Below are 23,532 nucleotides of genomic sequence, written 5' to 3'. Positions count from 1 at the left end.
AGATGGTCCCTTTTCCAATATTGATTTCCGTTCCAGACGGACGCTTTCCGCGGGCATGGCTTCAGTCTCCTCGTCGCTTTCGCTCCTGCGGGGCCTTCAGCTCACGCTATTCCCGCTGGAGTCGCCGTCTTCCACTACAATCAATTGCCTACAAAAAACAGTAGTTTAATAAATAGAGACCAAATTCTTTTAAATACCTACATATCAAGCGCTTCTTCATTGATTAACAATTTCTTTTGTTATTGTTTTAACAGAACTAGGTCCTCATTTTTAAATTGTACGAAAAATGAACTCTTATGTTATTAAGCACGATTATCCTTAGCTTTTTAATCTCTTTTCCATCACTTTTCCCATCTGGTGAGAGTTTATATCTTCTTCCTCATGTAGTTTATCAACGATGTTAAGATAATCCTTCTCATTACGATTCTGACTTAATTTATAGGCGGCTTGAATTTCTTTCACTTTAATTTTAAATCCAACGATACCTTTCATTTCTTTTTCTAAAACTTGTGGAGAAAGTTTTTCCCACAATACTGGATTCTCACGATGTTTTTCATATTTTTGTAGCATCATTGTAAGTTCTTGTTGCAACTCTTCTTCAGTCAAAATACTAGCTGTGCCATAGACATGCACAGCCTGATAATTCCATGTTGGAACATTTTCATGCTCGTACCAAGAAGAAGAAATGTAAGCATGCGGTCCCTGGTACATAACGAGAACTTCCTCACAGGTTTCGAATGTTCGCCATTGAGGATTCCCATAAGCCATATGCCCAGTTATATAGTAATCTTCTTCTTTTTTACTAAAACTCAAAGGTAAATGAGTCGCAATTGGTTTGCCTTGTTTGGTTGTAACCATCGTTCCAAATGAGGTCTTTTGAACAAATTCTCTAATTTCATCTGCATCTGTCACTTTATAATATTTAGGTATATACATGATTGTGCTCCTCCTTGATTTGTAATATTGTGTACGATCTGAGTTAATAGTATTATACAAACTGACATCCAGAAAGGTACAATTATAAATAATTAAACATGTCAAAGGAGGTCTTCATGAAAAACATCATTTTTCCTTTTAAGGATGACTCCCCAAAATACAAACAAATTTACGAGCAGCTAAAATTACTTATTGAGCGAGGAGATATACCGACTGATGAACAGTTACCCTCCATTCGTCAGCTTGCAGAATCTCTTCATATAAGTCGTAATACAACATTAACAGCTTATGATCTGCTTGTAGCGGAAGGCTATATTCGCGGAGAAGGGAGAAGAGGTTATTTTGTAAATGAAATAGAGCCGTTTTCATTTCAAGAACCGTTAATCTATTCTAATAAAAAGCAAAAAGAGGCGACGGCACCTGTCCTCATTGACTTTCGAGCAGGAGCCGTAGATCAAGCACATTTCCCTTTAAAAACTTGGAGGAGGATTTCCAATCAAGTATTAACGTTACAGGAAAGCTATCTATACGGGGACCCCTTCGGTGAGATGTGCCTACGTGAACAAATTGCTACATACTTACTCCAATCTCGTGGGGTGAAAACAGATGCAAATGCCATTATTATCGGCAGTAGTACACAACAAATGCTTATCCATCTTGGACATATTCTGAGGGAAGATTTCTCAAGCGTTATCGTAGAAGATCCTGGGTATGATGGAGCCAGGGAAGCATTTCAATTCCATCGCTTTGAACTTGAGACTTTACCAGTTAATGAAACAGGCGCTGATTTTTCACAATTAGAACAAATGAAATCACAGGTCATCTATGTAACACCTTCCCATCAAAGTCCAATCGGGGTAAGTATGTCCATTCAACAACGGCAAACGCTTATTCATTGGGCTAACAAGAAGAATGGATATATTATCGAAGACGATTATGATAGTGAATTTCGCTATACGCAAAAACCATTTCCAGCTCTCGCTTCCATTGATTCAGCAAGAGTCCTTTATCTAGGGAATTTCTCAAAGGCCTTCCTTCCAGGGATCCGTTTAAGCTATATGGTGTTGCCACAGACACTATTAAATCGTTATAAAAACCAATTTCTTCATTTTGAAAGTACCACTTCACTCTTTGGCCAACTTGCAATGGCTAAATTTATGGAAGATGGCGAATGGATTCGTCATATTAAACGCATGCGTCTTGTTTATAAACGAAAAATGCAACACTTAGTATCAGCACTAATTGAGCAATTCGATCAACATATATCCATTATAGGCGAACAGTCTGGTTTATATGTTTTAGTAAAAGTACACATGAAGCATTCAGAAGAATGGCTAATCGAGCGTGCTTCCTTTTATCGAGTGAAAGTGTATCCTACCTCACTCTACTTCATTAAAAACAATACCGATGAACCAATTATTAAACTTGGATTTAGTAACCTTTCTGTTGATGAAATCCAGCTTGGTGTGGAGCTCTTAAAAAAGGCTTGGACATAAAAAAATCCCCCTTTAGATAATCAAATCAAGGGGGTGAAACAATGCAAATTTTGGGTTGTTCCCACAAGCCGAAAGAATCGGGAAAATTGCGTTCTTCCATGGTAGTTGAACAAGATTAATGAACAGTTTATTCCTATTGTGTAATAAAAATAAACCTATAAATGTTGATTTTAATTGGAAACACCCTCTTATTTAATAGAGATAACCTAGAAAATCTAAGTCCCCTTCAGTCCATTCATTCATACCAATTTTCTTAATCATCAATTCACTAATTTCTTCATAGCCTATGCCCAGTATAGTTTGATTTCTGTCATCGATTTTCAACCATTTACATTTGTTCTTAACAGATTTGTAGCCGTTCTTTAAATACAATGTCTTATTGTCGGCAAATAAAAGCAAAAAATCAATATCCTTCTTTACACAGTATTTATCAATTTCTGATAGTAATAGTGAAGCTATTCCTTTTGTTCGGGATTCTCGTGAAACACATAAGTCAATTATCCCAAGCACTTTTATAAGTTTTCCACTAAGATTCATAACTCGGTAATCTAACCCAACCTGTGCAAGTAGGTGTTTCTCCTCGTTAAAAGCTAAGAATCTAAAATGAGGCACTTGTTTAAAATAAATCCTATTATTTGGATACATATTCTGAAAACTCTCAGTCAATAACTCTTGAATATTTTCAGTCAGTTCATTATCAATTTCGCACTCTATAACCTTTATTATCTTCAAATTCTCTTCATTCATTATCATAAATAAAAAATCCTTTCTTTAACTATCCTTCTTTTAGTAAACTAAACCTGCCTTGTTAGTTCAATAAGGAAAAAGAGTTGCCTAAGCAACCCATTTTCTGTAACTAAAGCACCCGTTTGTTGAATAAAAAAGGAATATAACATACCTAGAAGGTAGTTAATCTAAAATCATTCATAAATTTTGATTAATATTTGTAATTTCATGAATAACGAACTGAACTTCGTCGCTGGTTTTGATTACAAACAAATAATCTGCTTCATCTTCTGTTGGTTCTGTCACATCAATTTTATGTGACTCAGCTTGTTGCCTAATAAGTACCTCCTCAAAAGTAGAAGCACTCCTAAATATATTTGTACTTCGGCTACTTTCTGTTACTCGTTCACGAAGAATATGTTCTGGTATATCAAAATTAACTAGTATGCTTATAAACCCTTTTTCATTAAAATGTCTGAGAAGTTCCAAACGCCCTTTTCGATTACGATTTGAGTTGCAAAGAATGAGATGATAATTAGTCTGTTCAACAGCATAATCTACAATAGTTTGAGTGATGGCATACTTAATAGTATTAGTCCCTTGTTTTGGTAATAAGTTTTTATAATATGTATTGATAAATTCAGCATGGTTATCTTGGTCAATCACTACTGAGTTGTTCAACTCTTGTTCTAAAGCCTTTGCAAATGTTGTTTTCCCACTATGGGTTTTCCCTACTGTAATAATTACTATCCTTTTCATCTAAAGTCCCCTAATTTTTTTTAATTCTTTCCGTGATTATTAAGTATAATTAAGCCTTCAGTTATTGGGACAAAAACCCCTTGTTTACTTACCTCTTATTCAACTAACCTTCTCCGTTGATCTATCAAGAAACCCCCTATTCACAAATCACTCTGATATTATGCTTACAAATTCAGCAAAACTCGGCAGAGAGTCCGATTCTGGAACCTCGTTATAAGAATAATTTTTAAAAACTCCAACTATATCTAGTTGACCATCTTCGGGTAACGCATCTAATTTTTCGCCCAATGAATTTCTTAAATCTTCATCATTTGTAATATCAAAGATGATACTTCCTTTTTCAAATTGCCATAATGCGTGTGGCATGGTCCCTAAATTCTCTTTGACTATAAAGGAATACTCACTTTCTCCACTCACTATGATGGAGCCTCTGACTTCAAATTCACCAGTGAATTTTATAGAATAAGCTGTTGCGTCATTAATTGCCTCCTTTTTTACATCTGAAACGATTAGATCCGCGATTTGGTTATCTGTTTTTACTTGATCAGGTGAAAAGATACTCAAAGCATCTGCGATGGTACGATTACCCGAAATGGAAAATCCTAGTACATTCTGATAACGATAAATTATTTCTTTTTGCCTTTCATTTTCAATTTGTAATGAACTTACTTCACTAGTTAATTGATCATTTTTCCTAGATGCTTCCAAGCTAGCTATTTTCAAATCTAATTCTAATTCCTCTTTAACTACTGATAACTTCTCATTTTCTTGCTTTAACTGTTCATTTTCTTGTTTTAAATCATTCTCAGACCCATTATTAGAACAACCACTCATGATTAATATAGAAAGTATGATAATCGTATATAAATAGTTCATAATCACCCTCCCAGTTTCAACTACTCATAATTTTTCATAATCTATTTCGGATAACCCGTTAGTTCATTAAAAAAGTTCAAAAATTTACATATATTAACTTATTCAACAAAACTCTTACATAAACCTTCTTATTCCACTAATCTGCCCCGGTAGTTAAAGAAGTAAAATAAGTATGCTCTAGTTACATAGATTAATTTTAGTAGTAGTAATAATATATTGAACGACTTAACTCGTGAAAACAGCTATAATCGAATAATTTTATATAAATATCCATTAAAATCGGGGAGTGCAACATGGGGTCTAATAATTGAAAAGATTATATTAACCGATTAAATCAGCTAAATAATGAAATTTGGTACGACGGTGAAAAATTGAGGGGGAGCTCTCTTCGTTCTGTAATTTTTTTCTATGATTCCATACTCTTATAACCATATTTTAACTTTCTTTAAATCCTCTAAATCAACATTAATCTAAAGCGCCCGGTAGTTGAAGTTGAATTAAGAAAGACCTTTTATATACTTAGTAACATTCCCCATACAACAACTTCCTTGTGGATTGTTTACTTCACATCCACAACGGTCTGCTTTAATAATTCCATTTATCTTTACTTTATTTCTATATTTAAGTTTTAATTCCTTCTTCAACCTAAAGCCCCCCGTTACAATAAGTACACCTTTTCACAATCTTCGATACATTACCACCTTACAAAATGGAATTTGACATCCTACTTTGCTGTTCTGTCACGATATACAATCAGAGTAATTGTATTTAAAATGATGGTAACAATGAGAAGTACTGTTCCGACAAACACCACAGCCTCTGTTGTGTCCGCAAGAGCAGACCAATCCTTAATTTTTACCAGATGATGATTATAGAAAATCTGGAAACATAGCGAAATAGCACAAGCACTAATGCTCATAACAGAAAGAGCGACCCAATTCCTATGGCCATGTTTTTTATATTGCATGATATTAACAACAGGAAGTATCCAAGCAATTAGTCCAAGTACTAGACTGCCAAGATTAAGCAAACCAACCATATCAAATCCCCCTTTGTATTTTTGACTTCTTCATTCTTGTTCAATAATACTTGAAGGAAAATTATGGTATAAGTTTCAAATTAAGAGTAGTCTTGTTCAACTAACCTTCCCCGTTAGCACAATAAGAAAAAAGAGCCGTCTAAGCAGCTCATAGATCTTGAACTAACGCACTCGTTGGTTTAAAAGGGTTAAACCAATTTATACATAAGAATGTCATCTACATATAAGTCCTCGCTAAACTTAACTTCTTTAACTTTACGTCCTTCCTCTACAAATCCCACACTTTTGTATAAGGCAATTGCCCTCTGATTTGTTGATAAAACCCCTAAACTTACTTTCTCAATTAAAGGGTTCTGTTCTGCCCAGTTTAAAAGTTCTTTAATAAGGAGTTTTCCAATACCCATATCTCGATAATCTTTCTTTAACATAGTCGTAAAATAACCAGTATGAGCAATCCTTTTGGTATTTTTTGACCGAAATACAATCAAACCAATAACTTTCCCTTTAATTTCTGCCACAATTATTGTTTCTCTTTTATTTTCTAAAATTTTCTGTATCCAACTTCTTTGTTGCTCCGTTGTCTCTTCAAATTCTTCTAAAACAGAAATCATAAATTCGTTTTCTGAAACAACTTCCCTTTGAATTTCTAACACGGCTTCTGCATCATCTAAATCTCCTGTTCTTAGGGAGACTTGAATATTATCTTTTATCATCATGATTAGCCCCTTTCATCAATGAAAATATCTATGATTTTTTTACAAATATCATGATGAATGGTCCCGTCAAAATTTAGTAAGACCACTACTCCTAAATTTAGTTCAGGTACCATTGACATCAGTGATCTTACAGCTAGTTGACCGCCCCCATGTTCTACTATTCTAAATCCTCTATATTTATCAGTAAACCATGCGAGTCCGTAGCTTCTGATATCACTATCGAACCGCCATTCCTCACTGACAAGATGAATAGGATTTTGCATTTTTTCAATTAAATTTGAACGTAAAACTTTGGATTCTTTATTCAAATGGAATAGTATATATTTTCCTAAATCATTTGCGGTTGAATACAAGTAACCAATTGGAGCTGAGATTGGGTTTATTGGAAAAGGAGTTTCTATTTTATCCTGGCCTAAATAATATCTAGCACTGTTCTTATCTTTTTCGACTATTCGTGAATTACTAGTTGTTCGATTCATATTCAAGGGGGTAAGAATTTCATCTCTAAGAGAGGTTTCCCAATTGTAACCTGTCACTTTTTCAAACAAATCAGCAAGTATCACATACGCATCTGTGCAATAATTCCACCCCATCCCTACTGGATACTCCAACTCAACTTTTTTAAACCACTTGGTTATATCATCTCGAGTTTGTATACTGCTAATCTCTTCTTCAGTAAGGTTATAATAATCTAATGCTTCTTGAAATTCTGTGGCTGTATCTGAAAAAATTTCTCTTACATTAGGAGCGATCATATTGGCAATCCCTAAGTTTGAAGGAAACCCAGCCGTATGGGATAGCAGATGACGAATCGTGATGGTGTCACTATGTTCTTTATTTTTTGTTCTGAAGTATGGCAAATATTTAACAATAGTATGATCCAATGAAATCAAGTTCTTTTCAACAAGCTGCATAATAGAAAGTGCCATAAAATTCTTAGAAATACTTTGAATGCTCATCAATGTTTCACCATCAATAGGCCGGTTTACAGGTTGAATCTGAGAGTACCCAAAACCTTTAGAATAGATAATGTCTGAGTCTTTAACAATTGCAACGCTCAATCCAACTCCCTGCTGATTTTTAATAATTTCATTAATATAATCTGTTATTTGATTTAGTTTGTATTTAGATCGATTCATACTTGTCCCCTTTTCCATCTATTCAAAAACTTTACTGTTTCCCGTAAAAGAACTATTTCATTAGACTGCCCCTTTAGTTCAATAAGTTCAACAAAAAATGCGTTAATCCTTCTTGGATCAACGCATTAGAAATAGCTACTAATTAACCTATTTAATAAATTGAAAAATTATTTAGTTGAAAAGAGAATTTAATATTTCTTTATTGTTTATTTCTGATATTGCTGCTTTAAGATACATGTGTGATAGAATTGCCGAAATGAAAGAGGAGATACTTGTTGATTTTTTTCTTTCTAATTAAATATTCTCTTAAACGCGTCTCCCCTCTAAGAAAATATTTATTGAAGATGCATAAAAGAATGGAAATATCTATTCATCCTAGTTTGTAGTAATTGTTTTTTTAGTATTATTGCGATTTCACACATTCTTTTTACTTCTCCATTCTAATGTATAAATTAAACAAAAATTTGGACATGGAATGCATTGTAATTTCTTACAAAGATAGCTGTTTGTAAAAAAAATCAAGTTATATTAATGTATCTATATTCAAGTTTTTCAGTAGGAGTCTAGAAAATGAATAATCAATTATTTTTACAGTTTAATACCATTTTTATTAGTATATTAATTGAATCTTTACCTTTTATCTTATTAGCGGTAATTGTTTCGGCTTTGATTCAAGTATTTGTGACAGATGAAATGCTTGCTAAAGTTATTCCTAAAAATAGATTCCTTTCTGTTTTATCCGCTAGTGCGCTCGGTGCGATTTTCCCTGCATGTGAATGTGGGATTATTCCTATCGCTCGGCGATTAATGGCGAAGGGAGTCCCACTCCATGCAGCTATTGCGTTCATGCTTACGGGACCTATTATTAATCCAGTTGTTTTATTCTCCACATATGTGGCTTTTGGGAACAGTTGGAAAATGGTGCTATATCGAGGTGGTCTTTCATTTGTTGTGGCCTTTATAGTAGGAATAATTCTTTCCTATCAATTTAAGGAATCTCAGTTGAAGCATACGTTCATACATCAAGTTTCCCCTAAAAATATAACGGTGAAAGGAAAAGTGCTCGGAAGTTTAAAACATATGGTAGATGAGTTTTTCTCTGTTGGGAAGTATTTGATATTCGGCGCCATAATTGCTGCAGCTGTGCAAACATACATGAAAACATCCACCCTAACATCCATTGGACATGGGGATTACTCTTCTTCACTTGTCATGATGGGCTTAGCGTTTATTATGTCACTCTGTTCATCTGCTGATGCATTTGTTGCTGCTTCGTTTAGAAGTACATTTTCAACTGGAGCAATAATTGCGTTTCTCGTTTTTGGTGCAAAGTTTGATATAAAAAACACATTAATGATGCTAGGTGTGTTCAAAACAAAGTTCGTTTTTTTCTTATTCATTTATACAGCAATTCTAGTATTTCTTGGATCTCTGTTAATTACGAACTTATAGAAAAGGAGTAGATTCATAATGTTTCGTTGCTGGATTTTGCTAGGGTTATCATTTCTCTTTTTGCATTTACATGCATCGGGAGATATTTCTAAATACATCAATTTGAAATATTCATCTTTTTCCTTTCTCGCTATTTTTTTACTGTTTTTCTTTATGCTAATCCAAATGTATTTCACTTTGAAAAAAGACGGAAATGAAGATGAATTGACCGATATATGCGATTGTGGAATAGATCATTCTAAAGAGGGGAAGTCATGGAAGGAATGGATCAGCTACCCTATTTTCATCTTTCCCATTTTGACAGCTTTTTTTCTTCCCGTTGCCACTTTAGACTCAAATATTGTAGCTGCGAAGGGATTTAACTTTGAAGTTTATAACGATAAAGATCCTTACGGTTTCCATCAATTCCTTGAACCCGATACAAGCATATTTTATGGGCAGGATGGCTATGAGGAGATAATGGAAGAAGCACTAGGAAAGTATTCTAACAAGGACAAAGTGATTTTAAATGATCAAGATTTCCTCTATGGAATGGAAACGATATACAAAAATCCTGGCTATTTTTCGGGTAAAACAATAGGTTTTAAAGGCTTCACTTACGTTGACAAGGAAACAGGGAATGTCTTTTTATTCCGCTTTGGATTGATTCATTGTGTTGCAGATTCTGGAGTATTCGGGATGCTACTAGAACTTCCTAAGGACACTACATTCCAGAATGATGAGTGGATTGAAGTGGAGGGGACGATGGATACCATCTACTATCAACCGTTCAAAAAAACAATCCCTATTCTAAAAGTGGAGAAAATAAATAAAATTGAAGAGCCTGAAGAACCATATGTTTATAGAAGTTATTAAGATTTCAGTCTCTCAGTTCGTTGTGAAAAATAAATATTCTCCACACTCAATACAAGAAGGAATAGCATGATTTATTTTAATCATGCTTTTTTTAATATTTATATAAATACTTTTTTGTTTTCAACAAACTTCTTCGGCGCTATTTTCTGATTGACGAAAAAGAATAAAAGAAGTAGAATAAAACCCCTAAACTGTAGTGATTACGATTTAAAGTGAATAAGCAATGCTTTCGATGTTTTACAAAAATAATTGCAGTAGATAGGAGAGGTTTAATGGATAACAAAACAAAAATTCCGGTATACATTTTGAGTGGATTTCTTGGAAGCGGCAAGACTACTGTTCTTTTGAACATGCTGGAACATTGCAAGAATAAAGGCCAACACCCAGGAATTATTCTAAATGAATTAGGTCAAGAAAACGTAGAAGGACATTTGTTTGAAGATAAAAAAGTAGTTGAACTACTAAATGGTTGTATTTGCTGCACTATTCAAGATGATTTAAAAGAAACAATGGATAACTTGATTGCAGAAATGGATAGCAGCCCTTTGGATGTTTTATTCATTGAAGGAACTGGGGTGGCAAACCCATTAGAAATACAAGAATCACTATTGAGTAAGCCATATATAGATCAGTTTGAAATAATGTCTATTATTACGGTTCTTGATGCTAGTCATTATTTAGAATATCAAAGTGTCTTCTCAAGTTCAGCTGAAGTTCGGAAACTGATGAAGGAACAAATGGTTTGTGGAAGCCTATTACTATTAAATAAGACAGATCTAATCCGATCAGAACAACTTGACAAAGTGATTCAAAAAATCACTAAAATAGCTGGAGTAGAAACGGAATTAGTCAAGTGTTCGTATGGCCAAATTGAAGCTGGAATGCTTTTCGAAAAGCGTTTTCAATCAATTTCTATTGGGAAACAGCATTCGGATATTGATCACCATCATCACCACCACTCCACTGTACAAGCGATTAAGTTGGAGGATTTTCCGGCATTTCAACAAAAAACATTTGAAAAATGGCTTAAACAGCTACCTAACAACGTTCTGCGAGGAAAAGGAATTGTTGAAATCGAAAACTCCAATCAATTTTACAGTTTTCAATATGCTTCAAAGAAGGTAACGTTCACACCTGTACCTTCCACTTTAAATAAAAAAAATATCATTATTTTGATTGGCACAGGCCTTAACAATGAGGCGATGAATAGTCATTGCAAGCAACTATTAGAGGGAATATAGTAAAAGTTTATATCTTATATTTTTTGTATAAGAATGGTTTTAATTTTTTAGGGGATTGGAGGATAAAGCACTTCCACCCCAACTACGCTGAATTCCATCTATACTATCCACCGTTTTTCTCCACTCCTTAAACTTCTCGATTTGTCGATTTGTCGATTTCTCACAGCATCTGTGTGTTCCATTTTAAATGTAAAGATAAGTACCTTAAAATCCTCTTGTTTTGGTTTGGTTTGAATTTAGTGACACCAATCTTACCGTATTCCTCATCACTTATTGAAGAAACTTTCGTTTCAATTGATTTGGCGTCCGCCCGCATATTTAATTTCCTTCTTCAACTACCCTTCTCTTCTTTTACACATTATGTTCAAAGTGCTTAAGTATCTTAATACTTCTAAAATTTTTGAGCCGTGCAAAATTGCAACGACCTTTAACCCTATTCATACTATAAATTGTTAAATATTTCTTATATTTATATGTACTAACCTATGTTACTGTAATATTCGATTGCAAGTGAAAGGAGGAATATATTATGTCAGAAAACACTAATTCAGAAAAGAATTTTGTGGCAGCTTTACTACTTTGTTTCTTTTTAGGTTCTTTAGGTGTTCATAGATTTTATACTGGTAAAATAGGAACAGGAATTTTAATGTTGCTTACACTAGGTGGACTAGGAATTTGGAGCTTAATTGATTTTATTATAATCGCTGTTGGGAAATTTAAAGATAGTAATGGGAAATTAATTAAAGCGTAATAATGAAATTTGCAATAACTAACTATCTCTACTTCCCGCATTACAGTTTTAGACCTAAATAGACATTACTTCTAACTTGAAATTATTTTATATTTATTACCGAAGTGAATGATATCCTAAGGCGGCGTCCAACATAGTCAAAAGACAATGGCCAAAGATGACGCTCTAAGGGACATAATAATTGAAGTTTAAACTTAATATTGGATGTAGAGATAGATCTTGCCATTAACATTCCTGTAGTGGACATGGATATGTGTTAGTACGGCGGTGTCATTAATCTTACTCTTTTACAATTAAAATTGTTTATACATTTTAATTATGCGTAAATTTAAGATATCAAAGATACAGTTCAGATATATTTTCTATCTACATACCGACCTATCCAGCATAAAAAGGATAAAGGTGAATTAACATTAGACCTCCATAGTCTAAGTTAATTCACCTTTTTTGTACCTTATCTATTTTACAATTTTCTCTGTTCCGTTCGAATCTTTTGTAAAGCTGTGATCTCTGGACGCCTCTTGAATATCTTTAAATGCCCAGTGAGATACAGGTACATCCTTCCATGCTGGTTCTTTTACATCATGCAATGGACCACGCTTTAAAATTCGATTGATGATGACTACAGCTTCTGCGCGTGTTAACGCTTTGTTTGGTTGGAACTGTCCATTTGGCATCCCCTTCATTATGCCAGCCTTCTCCACTAGCGTGATTTCTTTTTTAGCCCAGCTTCCCTTTATATCAGATAAAGTGGAAGGTTGCACATCACCACTTAATTGGAGCCAACGAGAAACAACAACTGCCATTTCCGCTCTCGTCATGGATTTTTCAGGGGCAAAGGTTCCATCCGTATAACCTTTCATCAAGCCTGTTTTATCCATCTTTTGTATCATGGCATGAGCCCAGTGGTTGTTAGGTACGTCTGAAAATGTTTTAACTGGTTTTTCACTGTCGATTCCAGCATCTACACGACCTAATAATGCTGCCATTTGCGCTCGGCTCACATTTTTTCCAGGTTTAAACGTTCCATCTTGGTATCCAAATACATAAGAATAATGCTTATTTTTTTCTTGCTCTTTCAAGTACTCATCCCAATTCTCCATATTCAAGATGGTAAAAGTACTGAACTTCGTAATGCCAAATTTTAAGCCTACCTTACCTGACTTATAATCAACAACCTCTGGCTTCACAAGTACTCGTTCACCATCACTATGCTCGATGAACACGACAAGATTTTTGAATAAGGCTTCACGTTCCTTTGCATCGGTTGGAATCTTTACATCGCGAAGTGGCAACACAAGGTCAACTGGACGACTCTCGAGATTTGTCTCAATTTTCATCGGACGACCGATGACTTCAACCTTCTTATCTTTTGCTGCTTCCTTCACAACCTGTTCTACTCGCGCACGATCTTCTACTTCTTTTTGCTTCGCTTCTTCTTTAATTGGAATGACTCGGAAATAAAGATCCTGTTGTAAACCTTCTAATGAATTTGCTGGAACGATAATTCTAGCATTTTCAGTGAATATCTCTAGATTCAAAGCTCCATTTGCTAATTGCTTCGTTGAGGTAACAGGTACCTTCACTTCAACCTGTGAAACTTCATCTTTTGTATCTGGAATGATAATACGTGCTGTTGATTGACCAGATTGCTTCGCTTTTTCAACGGTTTCCTTTGCTTTGTCAGGAGCAAATGTTACTTCATCCCTCTTCTGGCCGTTTGCATTAGTTGAACGCTTGATGGTTACCGTTGAAGTAGCAGTACCTTTATCGAGCTCACCCGTCTCTACCACAACTGAAATTTGTTCGGTATTTGTTGAAGGTGTGGAACTACCACCACCTCCACCTGATGAGGCCGCATGTACGTTTACCGTGCAAATCGCAGTTTTGTTGCCGTCTTCTGTTGTAACTGTGATTGTAGCTGTTCCCGCTGCCTTTGGTGTCACCACGCCATTTGCATCCACGGTTGCTACATTTGGATTACTGCTACTCCATGTAACATTTTTATTTGTAGCGTCATCTGGATTCACTGTTGCTTTTAGGGTTGCTGCGCTTCCCCCTGCTGTGAGGCTCAGAGTTGACTGATCCAGTGCTAAACTTGATACAATCACTTCTTTAGAATGTACGTTTACCGTGCAAGTCGCAGTTTTGTTACCATCTTCTGTTGTAACTGTTATTGTAGCTGTTCCCGTTTCCTTTGGTGTCACCACGCCATTTGCATCCACGGTTGCTACATTTGGATTACTGCTACTCCATGTAACATTTTTATTTGTAGCGTCATCTGGATTCACTGTTGCTTTTAGGGTTGCTGCGCTTCCCCCTGCTGTGAGGCTCAGAGTTGACTGATCCAGTGCTACACTTGATACAATCACTTCTTTAGAATGTACGTTTACCGTGCAAGTCGCAGTTTTGTTACCATCTTCTGTTGTAACTGTTATTGTAGCTGTTCCCGTTTCCTTTGGTGTCACCACGCCATTTGCATCCACGGTTGCTACATTTGGATTACTGCTACTCCATGTAACATTTTTATTTGTTGCGTCATCTGGATTCACTGTTGCTTTTAGGGTTGCTGTGCTTCCCCCTGCTGTGAGGCTCAGAGTTGACTGATCCAGTGCTACACTTGATACAATCACTTCTTTAGAATGTACGTTTACCGTGCAAATCGCAGTTTTGTTGCCGTCTTCTGTTGTAACTGTTATTGTAGCTGTTCCCGCTGCCTTTGGTGTCACCTCGCCATTTGCATCCACGGTTGCTACATTTGGGTTACTGCTGCTCCATGTAACATTTTTATTTGTTGCGTCATCTGGATTCACTGTTGCTTTTAGGGTTGCTGTGCTTCCGCCTGCTGTGAGGCTCAGAGTTGACTGATCCAGTGCTACACTTGATGCAGGTACTTCTTTCTCTACATCTTCAAGTGCCTCATCAAGATTAGGATTTAAGCTGCTGATCATTTCAACTGTTTTTGTTTCGTCAGCTGCCAAATCTCCTATTCTGAAAGTTAAATGAATTCCTGTATCACTTATGGTCTCTCCCAACAGCAATTTACTGCCATCTTCTAACCATAAATTAACATCATACGGGTTTAACAATAACGGGGGTGCTATGGCAGCTCTTGCAGAAGGATCAGCCGAACCGAAAATGAAAGGCTCCTCTGTGACTGCACCTTTGGCTATTACAATTGCATGACCGTCTGAGGGCGGGTTGCTAATTACTGAGTTTTTAGTAGCAAACGTACTATTTTTATCTAAATCCTGATCTGGGTCTACCGAGCGTGTATATCTGATATCGTACAAGGCTGTCTCGGTCAAGTTCCTGACGGATATTTTGGTTTTGAACATTTTGTCATTAACCTCAAACCAGAATTCCTGTGTTATTTCTAAACTTCCATCTGGAGTAGTACCTTTTACTATTGCTTTTAAGGTGCTTCCTGAGCTTACATCCTCAGTTGTTATATTCTTTATCTGCGGGGATCCACCATTGTAATTTGCCAGCACTGTAGGTAGTCCTTCAGCTGTCTGCTTATAGCCCAATCCAAAGCCTTCTGTAGGACTTCCTGGTAAGAAGAAATCTCCTGTTGTCGGAGGTTCTCCCATGTCAAAGCCGTCACCGTCTACCATCATACCTAATTGGTTTCCATACATTCCTTCAGTATGAAATCCCCCTGAATCAGGCGCAAGCTTAGGAGCCGCCACAGTTGTGCCGAAGTAACCGGAAGGTGAAATACCTAATTCTATATATTTCCCCCCTAAAAACACATTTCCACCTACTGTCATATGTCTGACATTCGGATCATTGCTTGTATCTTCTGCACCTACATGTTGTAATGGCATTATTGGCATAACCATATTCAACATTAGAAAAACGACAACTAGTATCTTTGGTAGAAATCCCTTCTTTATACACTTCCTTGTAATTCTCATTAATACAAAAACCTCCTTCTTTTAAACTAATAGACTCTTGGCACTCACCAAGTTAGTCAAAAATAATATCCTGAATTCTGTAAATTCATAAATTCATAATTTTCAATAAGGGGCTAGACATTATACCCTACAGATTTCATAATTAAATTATCATTGGATTCATTAACACATTCAATTAAAAAATCCTTACAAGATTCTCACAAGGAAGAATGAACTGCAGCGTTAGCGTTTTTAAGTAAATCAACAGACTAACATTTGATCTATTCTATATATTGGAGGATCTATAACTTGAAAAAACAAAAAATCCTTTTCCTAGCTAGCATGGTCATCGCATTGCTAATTATTACCTATTTTTATATAACAAAAGCAAATGAACAGACATATGCTCTTAAGGGAACCATAGATCTTGCTAATACCCCTTTTTCAAGCAGCAAATTAACCTCTCTTGATGGAGAATGGGAGTTTTATGAAGGCGAACTTTTAACCTCACAAGACTTCAAAAAAAAGAATGTAGTCACACCCACTTATATAAAGGTTCCGGGGAATTGGTCAAAGGACACTATCGGCAAACCAATACAACCGAAAGGATCGGCAACTTATAGGCTCATAATCAAAAATATCCCCAAAGGTGATCATGTAGGGATTAAAAAACAAAATATACGTAGTTCAAGTAGGATTTATATTAATGGAGAGTTGATGCTGGAGGAAGGAATGCCTTCAAACAATGTGAAAGAATATGAGGCAAAAAACAATCCACAGATAATCTTTTTTGAGCCTAATGAAACAGACATCGAGTTGATCATTCATGTTTCAAACTACTCATATATTAGTAGTGGAATTGCTAGCTCTATCTATTTTGGAGAACAACCTCAGTTGATTAATTTTAGCTTTAAAAAAAGTGTATTTGAAGTTTCTGTCATTACTATTCTGTTTACGATCGGTCTTGTTTATCTAATTTTATTATTACTAGTAAAGGGATATCATAAAAAAGAGCCATCTATTCTAGCCTTCGCATTATCATGTATTTTCACCTCAATGATAAATATGTGCATTAGTGATCGACCTATTTTATATTTTTTCCCTGAACTACCCTTTGAAGCAATCTTTAAAATAAAAGACACATCTGCATTTCTTTCAGCATTATGCACCTTTTTACTTGTTTCTCATATTAGTAAGGATCTATTATCTTTTAAACTTAGAAATATACTTTCTATTCTTTATATTACTTTTATTATTATCATTATCTTCTCATCTTTAGAATTTTATAATACGATAATACCATTTTTTGTATGTTTTAATATGATTATTTATCTTAAAATCTTCTATATTAATTTACATTTATACTTTAAGGAACGGTACCTTAATAACGATTTCAAAAACCATACTATTATTTTTATTGGGCTATTCAGTAGTAATATTTATTCTTTTGATCTAAATTTATACAGTTTAGGGGTTACCAAGGATATAACCATTGGATTCATATGCATCGTTCTATATGCTTTATCCCTTACACTATTGCTTACTTTAAAAGTTGGAAATTTCTATAAGAAGAATGATTATTTAGCAAAAGAACTAGCAATCAATGAACAAGCATTTTTACAAGCCCAAATTAAGCCGCACTTCTTATTCAATGCATTAAGCAGTGTTATGTCACTATGCTATCGTGATGGAAGAGAAGCTGCACGACTACTAAACTATTTAAGTATCTATCTTCGAAGATCGTTTGAATTCAACTTTCAGAATGAATTCGTTACGATTGAAAGTGAATTAGCTCTAGTCAAAACATATTTAGAAATTGAGAAAACAAGATTTGGAGATGAAATTCAGATTGAATACGACATTGACCAAGAGATTTTAGAACGAGAAATTCTTCCTATCTCCATTCAACCACTTGTTGAAAATGCCGTTATCCATGGAATTAATCAAAAGGAAGATGGCGGAACCATTCATATTACTGTTAAAAAAAATGACTTACATATCTTTATTTGTGTGACTGATAACGGAGTTGGAATGTCTATAGATAAGATAAATCTAATAATGAATGACCCTCAACATAATCAGCACAATAGCGGAATTGGCATAACCAATATTAATAAACGACTAGAAAAGTATTATAAAAAGCAATTACATATAGAAAGTTCGACTAATACCGGAACAAAAGTATCTTTTGAAATCCCAATCACCTAAGAAAGGAAGCTGAAAGCAAAATGCTAAAAGCAGTCATTGTTGACAATGAAAAATTAGTCCTTGATCTTTTAAAGTGGCAACTAGAGGAAACCGAAAAAATAAAGATTGTTGGAGAATTCACCAAACCATCCATAGCTTTAAAGGAAATTCCTTTCATACAACCCGATGTCGTTTTTTTAGATATAGAGATGCCTGGTATGAATGGTATTGAACTTGGTACTAAACTACTGGAAATAAATAATAAAACAGATATTGTTTTTGTCACTGCATATGATCAGTATGCAATTGATGCCTTTAAACTTAATGCTATTCACTATATTTTAAAGCCCGCAGATAAAGAATCAATTAACGAAACGGTTCAACGCATATTACATAACAAAAGCAATTTTAGAGATAGTGTTAGTTCTAAAAGAACTAGAATTGAACTACTTGGTGATATAAAGATTTTGATCAATGAAGAAGAGATAAGAATTAAGTGGACAACAGTAAAAGTAGAAGAGTTATTTTCCATCTTAATGATATACAGAAATATAGGTTTGGAAAAATGGAAAATAATAGAATTATTATGGCCGCAAGCAATATGGGAAAAGGGAGAGCAAAACCTTTATTCAACCATATATCGTCTGAAAAAAATTATGAATGATGAGGGGATTGATGCAACTATTGAAAATGTAAAAAGTAGATATTTTTTACATTTAAATGATATAAGTTGTGATATAGACGAATTAGATAGTATTATCAATAAAAATTTACTAACTTCTGATAGTATGACTACTGAACTGCAAAAGGTGCTTACACTATACAAGGGAGACCTTTTCGGAGACAGACTTTACACATGGTCAGAAGAAATAAGAGATAGTTATAGAACTAAGATTAACCAATATCAAAAAGGTTACAGAGGATATGGATCCGAACAAAAAGTATTTATTCCTTAGAGAGTAACTTGTCATGAGAAGGCAATGTAGCTTTCGATTTTAGAACAGACTCCATTAGATATAATGATGAAGAACTTGAAAGTACTGCATAAGAAGTTCCTGATGGGAATAGTCTGCGAGCAAACCAAACATGGCGTAGTACTTCCTAAATAGTTGATATCATGATTAATAAAGATGGGATTAAAGTTCGAACTGTTAAAAAAACTCTTTTGTCAATTGGGTACAATATTAATAAGCACAGTCACTTCTCATTGAAATGGAGAAGTAACCGCGCTTATTACTAAAAATATTTTATTAATGGCGTAGAAGGTCGATACATTATGGTGCCATAGAGCCCATCCGTTAGTCTAATTCCAACGATCTCGGTGCATCACAGACTGTCGCGCCTTGAATGGGTAGCACTTATGGGAGATTAATCCTTTTTGATTGGTTGCACCAGTCTTGCCTTTATTCTAACTAGAAGGAAGATTTACTGATTTTGTTATGTTCACTTTTAGGTTTTGGGCTTTTTTAATTTTCATGGGAGTTGAATAACAAAATCACTCACTACATTACTAACTAACTTCCTTTTGTTAACAGAATATTGATATAAAAAAGCACTGCTAATTTGTACTTTAATATTGTGTTAATTGTTTTGATATTTACGTTGTTATTTAATATTTTGTACCACTCAACTGAACGTATTACTAATTTAGAGAGTTACCTTTTTTTCGCGCTGCGGCCTCATCTAAAATTTCTTTACGAAAACCTTCGAGACTCTCTTTTCGACGTTCATTTTTCTGTCTGATTGCCTCTCGTTCATTACCATCCGTACATATCATTGTTTCTTCAGCCGCTTCCATATTTCCAATTGTATTTTTCACCATATCTTGAAGCTTTTCCACATTATCTGATCGATCATCGGGCTTTGAATTATTTTTGGTCATTTTTTTATTCCTCCTTCTTTTAATGGTCATACAAGATTTATCGTCCCCAATCTAAACGAAACTATTCAGTAGAAATAAATTGCTTCTTCCATTAGAATTTTTTCCCTGTACCCCTTTTTTGAAAAAATGAAATCAAGGATAAATACCTTGAAAGAAATGTAACAAATTTGGTTATGATAAAAAAAGGAAAGAGAAAAAAGAAAAAGAGGCGGTAATGATATGTCTATGGAATGGTTTAACAGAGTAACTGGTGAGCTTCAGGAACATTTGGAATCAATTTGTGAAGAATATGACAAAAACGGTCATATGAATATTAATCGAGGTTCCAAACATCCACGAATTGAATTTTTTGTTGGGACGGAAAATGATGGAAGAGATTACTTTTGCACTCTTCTCTTTGACCCCTATAATGAAGAATTTTACGTAGAAAGTTTTGACATTACTCTCCAACAACCTACAAGAATTATTTTGGATGATATTACCGATGTCGTTGAAGCTGTTCATGAAAGCTTTCATGAATTTATGGATGATGAAAGTGAATTCTATTATGTAGATGATGAAGAGGAATACGAAGTTCTAGATGATGAAATTACTCTTGAAGAAATTGATGTGGAATGGGAAACACCGGAAGTCACCGCTTTCCAAATCGATAATAATATTGAAGTAACTTATCAGTTTGGATTAGATAGTGCAAATGGAGACGGTGTTATCCGAAGAGTCAGCCGACTCTGGACAGAAGACGGGGAACTCTTCGAAGATGAAAGTACTTTTTCCTTTAAAAAAGAAGAGGCAAGTACCATGATTGCCATGATTGCAAGCCATATGGATACAATGACTGGATATGACGAAATGATAGACCAATAAAGAAGCCTTCTTTCCAACGTAGCAGTTAACCAAATAAAATAGTATAAGAATTAACCCATCTAAGTTCCAACTTAATGATGGGTTATTTTTTGTTGTAAAAGGTCTGTATTTTTCTCTTTTTATATTTTTTATAAAAAAGCATTGCTTTTCTTATAGAAAGTGTTTTATAATATATCAGGTCTTGAATAATATTTTAGTAGTTGGCCATCCAGGTCTAACAAACATATTACGGAGGAATACCCAAGTCTGGCTGAAGGGATCGGTCTTGAAAACCGACAGGCGGGTCATACCGCGCGGGGGTTCGAATCCCTCTTCCTCCTCCATTTTTTAAACAGCAAGTATAATATTGTCGCGGGGTGGAGCAAATCGCTTCACGAAGAAAGCGATTAACGTCGACGCAAGCGAAGCGTGGAAGACGTAAAACTCACTTAAATGCGTAGTTGAAATAATATTCAACGCTTAATATTGTCGCGGGGTGGAGCAGTTCGGTAGCTCGTCGGGCTCATAACCCGAAGGTCACAGGTTCAAATCCTGTCCCCGCAACCAAATGGTCCCGTGGTGTAGCGGTTAACATGCCTGCCTGTCACGCAGGAGATCGCCGGTTCGATCCCGGTCGGGACCGCCATTTTTAAAATTCGAATGCGGGTGTAGTTTAGTGGTAAAACCTCAGCCTTCCAAGCTGATGATGAGAGTTCGATTCTCTTCACCCGCTCCAATAATGGGCCTATAGCTCAGCTGGTTAGAGCGCACGCCTGATAAGCGTGAGGTCGATGGTTCGAGTCCATTTAGGCCCATCAATAGTCAATCCCCTCAAGAGAATTGACTTACAAACAGAAATACCCCATCTGAGTTCTACACTCAGATGGGGTATTTTTTTAGGTTAAATAATACAGTAAATACGGCGAATTTAATCTATCTTCCCTTAATTCGAAAAGGAGCGAACTAAATATCCTTTAAATTATTTCAAACAAAGAAAACTAGTTCAAGTCAAATCGATAGCATTTGGCTCCCATACCACCGAGTTTATTTTCTTCTTCTAAATCTCTTACAAAGCCAAAATATTCATATAATCGAATGGCTTTTACCATTGGATCTCCCGTAAACAAATAGATACTTTTCGCCTCTTTTTGTTTCGCATAGTCTACACAAGCATTTAATAGTTTTTGTGCAACGCCACGTCCTCTTGCATTCGGATGAACGCCCAATAATCGAATGAAGGGTGCATAAATTTCAACTGTCTGCCCTGAATATGCTTTTTCTGCCGTTTCAAAAAGCTGTACAGTCCCTAAAATTTCCTTATCGTCTCTCGCAACTAATATTTTATCTACATCTGTATTATCAACGGAAGCAATGATATCTTCTAAGTAGTGCTCCCAAAATTTCGGATCGTCAAAACCATTTTCATATTGTTGATAACTATCCACTAATAATTTCCGAACGCTTTCTTTATCTGTTTCTACTAGTTCTTCTACCACGATTTCCGTAATCATTAAAACGCTCCTCATTTCTAACATTCATCAATTGAAAAAAATCATCCAATAATTCCTTATACAAAAGAAGAAACATACAATTTAGTTATAGTAATATGAATAGATTTTTTGGCAGTATATACTTCATAATCTACGTTCATTTCAACTTACAGCTTTATTAACCCATTAACCAAGTTAACAGGTATGATTTATTATATTTAAGAATATCACCAAACTAATACAATGACAACGTATTATCTAATAGAAAAAGGCGCACCACTAATAGGATTTTTCTATCATTTTGATTTTCTAAATACTTAATAATTTGAGTATTTGGGTTCTCTTTGAGAAGATTGGTAAGATAAATGCACAGAGGAGAGATACATATGGATTTTATTACACTAAGTAATGGCACAAAAATACCCCAGATCGGTTTTGGTGTGTATCTAGTTGATAATGATACGGAAGCGCCAGGTGCAGTTGAAGAAGCACTACGCATAGGCTATCGCCACATTGATACGGCTGCTATTTATAAAAATGAGGAAGGTGTCGCAAAGGGTATCGCCGCTTCTGGTGTAGCACGTGCAGACATATTCCTAACGTCTAAAATTTGGAACGACGACATCCGTGCTGGTCGTACGAAAGAGGCATTTCAAGAATCGCTCGACCGTTTGAATACTGATTACCTAGACCTATGCTTAATACACTGGCCAGTCGATGGGATTGTAGAAGCGTGGCGTTCACTTGTAGAGTTATGTGAAGAAGGTAAAGCGAAGGCAATTGGCGTGTCTAACTTCAAGCAGCATCATTTGGAACAGTTGAAGGAAGCCGGTTTAATGACGCCAATGGTCAACCAAATCGAGTTACACCCTCAGTTGCCTCAAAAAGATTTTGTGGATTATTTAAAAGGCGAAGGTATTCACATACAAGCCTGGAGCCCATTGATGCAAGGAAAATTCATGGAGATTGACTTGTTCCATGAATTGGCGAATAAATACGAAAAAACGCCATCCCAAATTGTACTTCGCTGGCATTTACAAACGGGACACGTCGCATTACCAAAATCTGTGACACCAAGCCGTATTCAAGAAAACTTAAACGTATTCGACTTCCAATTATCATCGGAAGACATGGCCGCAATTGATGCAATTGCGACAAACGAGCGAATCGGCCCAGACCCAGACAAAATCGAATTTTAATATCTAATGAGTAGACCTGCCTTCTTTTGGAGACAGGTCCTTTTTT

19 protein-coding genes, 5 tRNA genes and 1 pseudogene are annotated in these 23,532 nt (G+C 35.3%); 14 read left to right on the top strand and 11 right to left on the bottom strand.

Going from position 1 to position 23,532, the window contains the following annotated elements; translation table 11 throughout:
• Window positions 1-318: 318 nt before the first annotated feature.
• Window positions 319-936 carry an FMN-binding negative transcriptional regulator gene (locus tag MHB48_RS01720; protein ID WP_342599861.1) on the bottom strand — a complete coding sequence of 206 codons (618 nt, stop codon included), beginning with the start codon at window positions 934-936 and terminating at the stop codon, window positions 319-321.
• A 116-nt stretch (window positions 937-1,052) separates the two neighbouring features.
• Here MHB48_RS01720 and MHB48_RS01715 point away from each other — a divergent pair, with 116 nt between their 5' ends.
• Entirely contained in the window at window positions 1,053-2,432 is a 1,380-nt protein-coding gene (locus MHB48_RS01715; RefSeq protein ID WP_342599860.1) for a PLP-dependent aminotransferase family protein, read from the top strand.
• Window positions 2,433-2,624: 192 nt separating this feature from the next.
• Here the strand turns inward: MHB48_RS01715 and MHB48_RS01710 are convergent, their stop codons facing one another.
• From MHB48_RS01710 to MHB48_RS01680, 7 genes and pseudogenes are all read right to left on the bottom strand, one after another.
• Window positions 2,625-3,185: a GNAT family N-acetyltransferase gene (locus MHB48_RS01710; RefSeq protein WP_342599859.1), complete on the bottom strand. Its 561-nt coding sequence runs from the start codon at window positions 3,183-3,185 to the stop codon at window positions 2,625-2,627.
• A 171-nt stretch (window positions 3,186-3,356) separates the two neighbouring features.
• Entirely contained in the window at window positions 3,357-3,917 is a 561-nt protein-coding gene (locus MHB48_RS01705; RefSeq protein ID WP_342599858.1) for an ATP-binding protein, read from the bottom strand.
• A gap of 147 nt (window positions 3,918-4,064) precedes the next feature.
• The gene (locus MHB48_RS01700) at window positions 4,065-4,793 is read right to left on the bottom strand and encodes a hypothetical protein (protein WP_342599857.1); all 729 of its coding nucleotides are present in this window, start codon (window positions 4,791-4,793) and stop codon (window positions 4,065-4,067) included.
• Window positions 4,794-5,290: 497 nt separating this feature from the next.
• Window positions 5,291-5,383, bottom strand: a pseudogene (locus MHB48_RS01695) ((2Fe-2S)-binding protein); the annotation flags it as partial.
• Window positions 5,384-5,517: 134 nt separating this feature from the next.
• Window positions 5,518-5,832 (bottom strand): TMEM128 family protein, encoded by a 315-nt coding sequence (locus MHB48_RS01690; protein ID WP_342599856.1) that lies wholly within the window; start codon window positions 5,830-5,832, stop codon window positions 5,518-5,520.
• Between the two features lie 188 nt (window positions 5,833-6,020).
• The gene (locus MHB48_RS01685) at window positions 6,021-6,545 is read right to left on the bottom strand and encodes an N-acetyltransferase (protein ID WP_342601279.1); all 525 of its coding nucleotides are present in this window, start codon (window positions 6,543-6,545) and stop codon (window positions 6,021-6,023) included.
• Between the two features lie 5 nt (window positions 6,546-6,550).
• Window positions 6,551-7,687: a serine hydrolase domain-containing protein gene (locus MHB48_RS01680; protein WP_342599855.1), complete on the bottom strand. Its 1,137-nt coding sequence runs from the start codon at window positions 7,685-7,687 to the stop codon at window positions 6,551-6,553.
• Window positions 7,688-8,257: 570 nt separating this feature from the next.
• On the opposite strand from MHB48_RS01680, the gene MHB48_RS01675 reads away from it, so the two are divergent.
• The 4 genes from MHB48_RS01675 (at window position 8,258) to MHB48_RS01660 (ending at window position 11,986) form a co-directional block, all read left to right on the top strand.
• Window positions 8,258-9,139: a permease gene (locus tag MHB48_RS01675; RefSeq protein WP_342599854.1), complete on the top strand. Its 882-nt coding sequence runs from the start codon at window positions 8,258-8,260 to the stop codon at window positions 9,137-9,139.
• An 18-nt stretch (window positions 9,140-9,157) separates the two neighbouring features.
• A complete protein-coding gene (locus tag MHB48_RS01670) occupies window positions 9,158-9,994 on the top strand; it encodes a TIGR03943 family protein (protein WP_342599853.1) in 837 nt (278 codons plus the stop codon).
• 272 nt (window positions 9,995-10,266) lie between these two features.
• On the top strand, window positions 10,267-11,235 hold the full coding sequence (locus MHB48_RS01665; protein ID WP_342599852.1) for a GTP-binding protein: 969 nt from the start codon (window positions 10,267-10,269) through the stop codon (window positions 11,233-11,235).
• 529 nt (window positions 11,236-11,764) lie between these two features.
• Entirely contained in the window at window positions 11,765-11,986 is a 222-nt protein-coding gene (locus tag MHB48_RS01660; RefSeq protein WP_340917211.1) for a TM2 domain-containing protein, read from the top strand.
• A 458-nt stretch (window positions 11,987-12,444) separates the two neighbouring features.
• Here MHB48_RS01660 and MHB48_RS01655 read toward each other — a convergent pair whose 3' ends face one another.
• Entirely contained in the window at window positions 12,445-15,906 is a 3,462-nt protein-coding gene (locus MHB48_RS01655; RefSeq protein ID WP_342599851.1) for an Ig-like domain-containing protein, read from the bottom strand.
• 288 nt (window positions 15,907-16,194) lie between these two features.
• Between MHB48_RS01655 and MHB48_RS01650 the strand changes: the two genes are divergently transcribed.
• Together MHB48_RS01650 and MHB48_RS01645 are read left to right on the top strand one after the other, a co-directional pair.
• The gene (locus tag MHB48_RS01650) at window positions 16,195-18,093 is read left to right on the top strand and encodes a histidine kinase (RefSeq protein WP_342599850.1); all 1,899 of its coding nucleotides are present in this window, start codon (window positions 16,195-16,197) and stop codon (window positions 18,091-18,093) included.
• A 20-nt stretch (window positions 18,094-18,113) separates the two neighbouring features.
• Window positions 18,114-19,028, top strand: coding sequence for a response regulator (locus tag MHB48_RS01645; protein WP_342599849.1), 915 nt, complete (start codon window positions 18,114-18,116; stop codon window positions 19,026-19,028).
• A 686-nt stretch (window positions 19,029-19,714) separates the two neighbouring features.
• On the opposite strand, the gene tlp is transcribed toward MHB48_RS01645, so the two are convergent.
• Window positions 19,715-19,954, bottom strand: a complete 240-nt coding sequence (gene tlp, locus MHB48_RS01640) for a small acid-soluble spore protein Tlp (protein ID WP_342599848.1) — start codon at window positions 19,952-19,954, stop codon at window positions 19,715-19,717.
• A gap of 219 nt (window positions 19,955-20,173) precedes the next feature.
• Here tlp and MHB48_RS01635 point away from each other — a divergent pair, with 219 nt between their 5' ends.
• The 6 genes from MHB48_RS01635 to MHB48_RS01610 all read left to right on the top strand — a co-directional run bounded on the left by MHB48_RS01635 (window position 20,174) and on the right by MHB48_RS01610 (window position 21,612).
• Complete coding sequence (locus MHB48_RS01635) at window positions 20,174-20,818, top strand: hypothetical protein (RefSeq protein ID WP_342599847.1); 645 nt, start codon at window positions 20,174-20,176, stop codon at window positions 20,816-20,818.
• Between the two features lie 230 nt (window positions 20,819-21,048).
• Window positions 21,049-21,141, top strand: a tRNA-Ser gene (locus tag MHB48_RS01630).
• 146 nt (window positions 21,142-21,287) lie between these two features.
• Window positions 21,288-21,364: transfer RNA gene (locus MHB48_RS01625), tRNA-Met, on the top strand.
• A 3-nt stretch (window positions 21,365-21,367) separates the two neighbouring features.
• A tRNA-Asp gene (locus MHB48_RS01620) sits at window positions 21,368-21,443 on the top strand.
• Between the two features lie 16 nt (window positions 21,444-21,459).
• Window positions 21,460-21,533 (top strand) — tRNA-Gly (locus MHB48_RS01615).
• Window positions 21,534-21,538: 5 nt separating this feature from the next.
• Window positions 21,539-21,612, top strand: a tRNA-Ile gene (locus MHB48_RS01610).
• Between the two features lie 183 nt (window positions 21,613-21,795).
• On the opposite strand, the gene MHB48_RS01605 is transcribed toward MHB48_RS01610, so the two are convergent.
• Entirely contained in the window at window positions 21,796-22,308 is a 513-nt protein-coding gene (locus MHB48_RS01605) for a GNAT family N-acetyltransferase (protein ID WP_340917205.1), read from the bottom strand.
• Between the two features lie 365 nt (window positions 22,309-22,673).
• On the opposite strand from MHB48_RS01605, the gene MHB48_RS01600 reads away from it, so the two are divergent.
• Entirely contained in the window at window positions 22,674-23,486 is an 813-nt protein-coding gene (locus MHB48_RS01600; protein ID WP_342599846.1) for an aldo/keto reductase, read from the top strand.
• Window positions 23,487-23,532 lie beyond the last annotated feature (46 nt).

The sequence above is a fragment of the Psychrobacillus sp. FSL H8-0483 genome, from assembly GCF_038637725.1.
In the GTDB taxonomy this organism is placed as follows: domain Bacteria; phylum Bacillota; class Bacilli; order Bacillales_A; family Planococcaceae; genus Psychrobacillus.
This window is presented reverse-complemented; position numbering and strand designations above follow the sequence as displayed.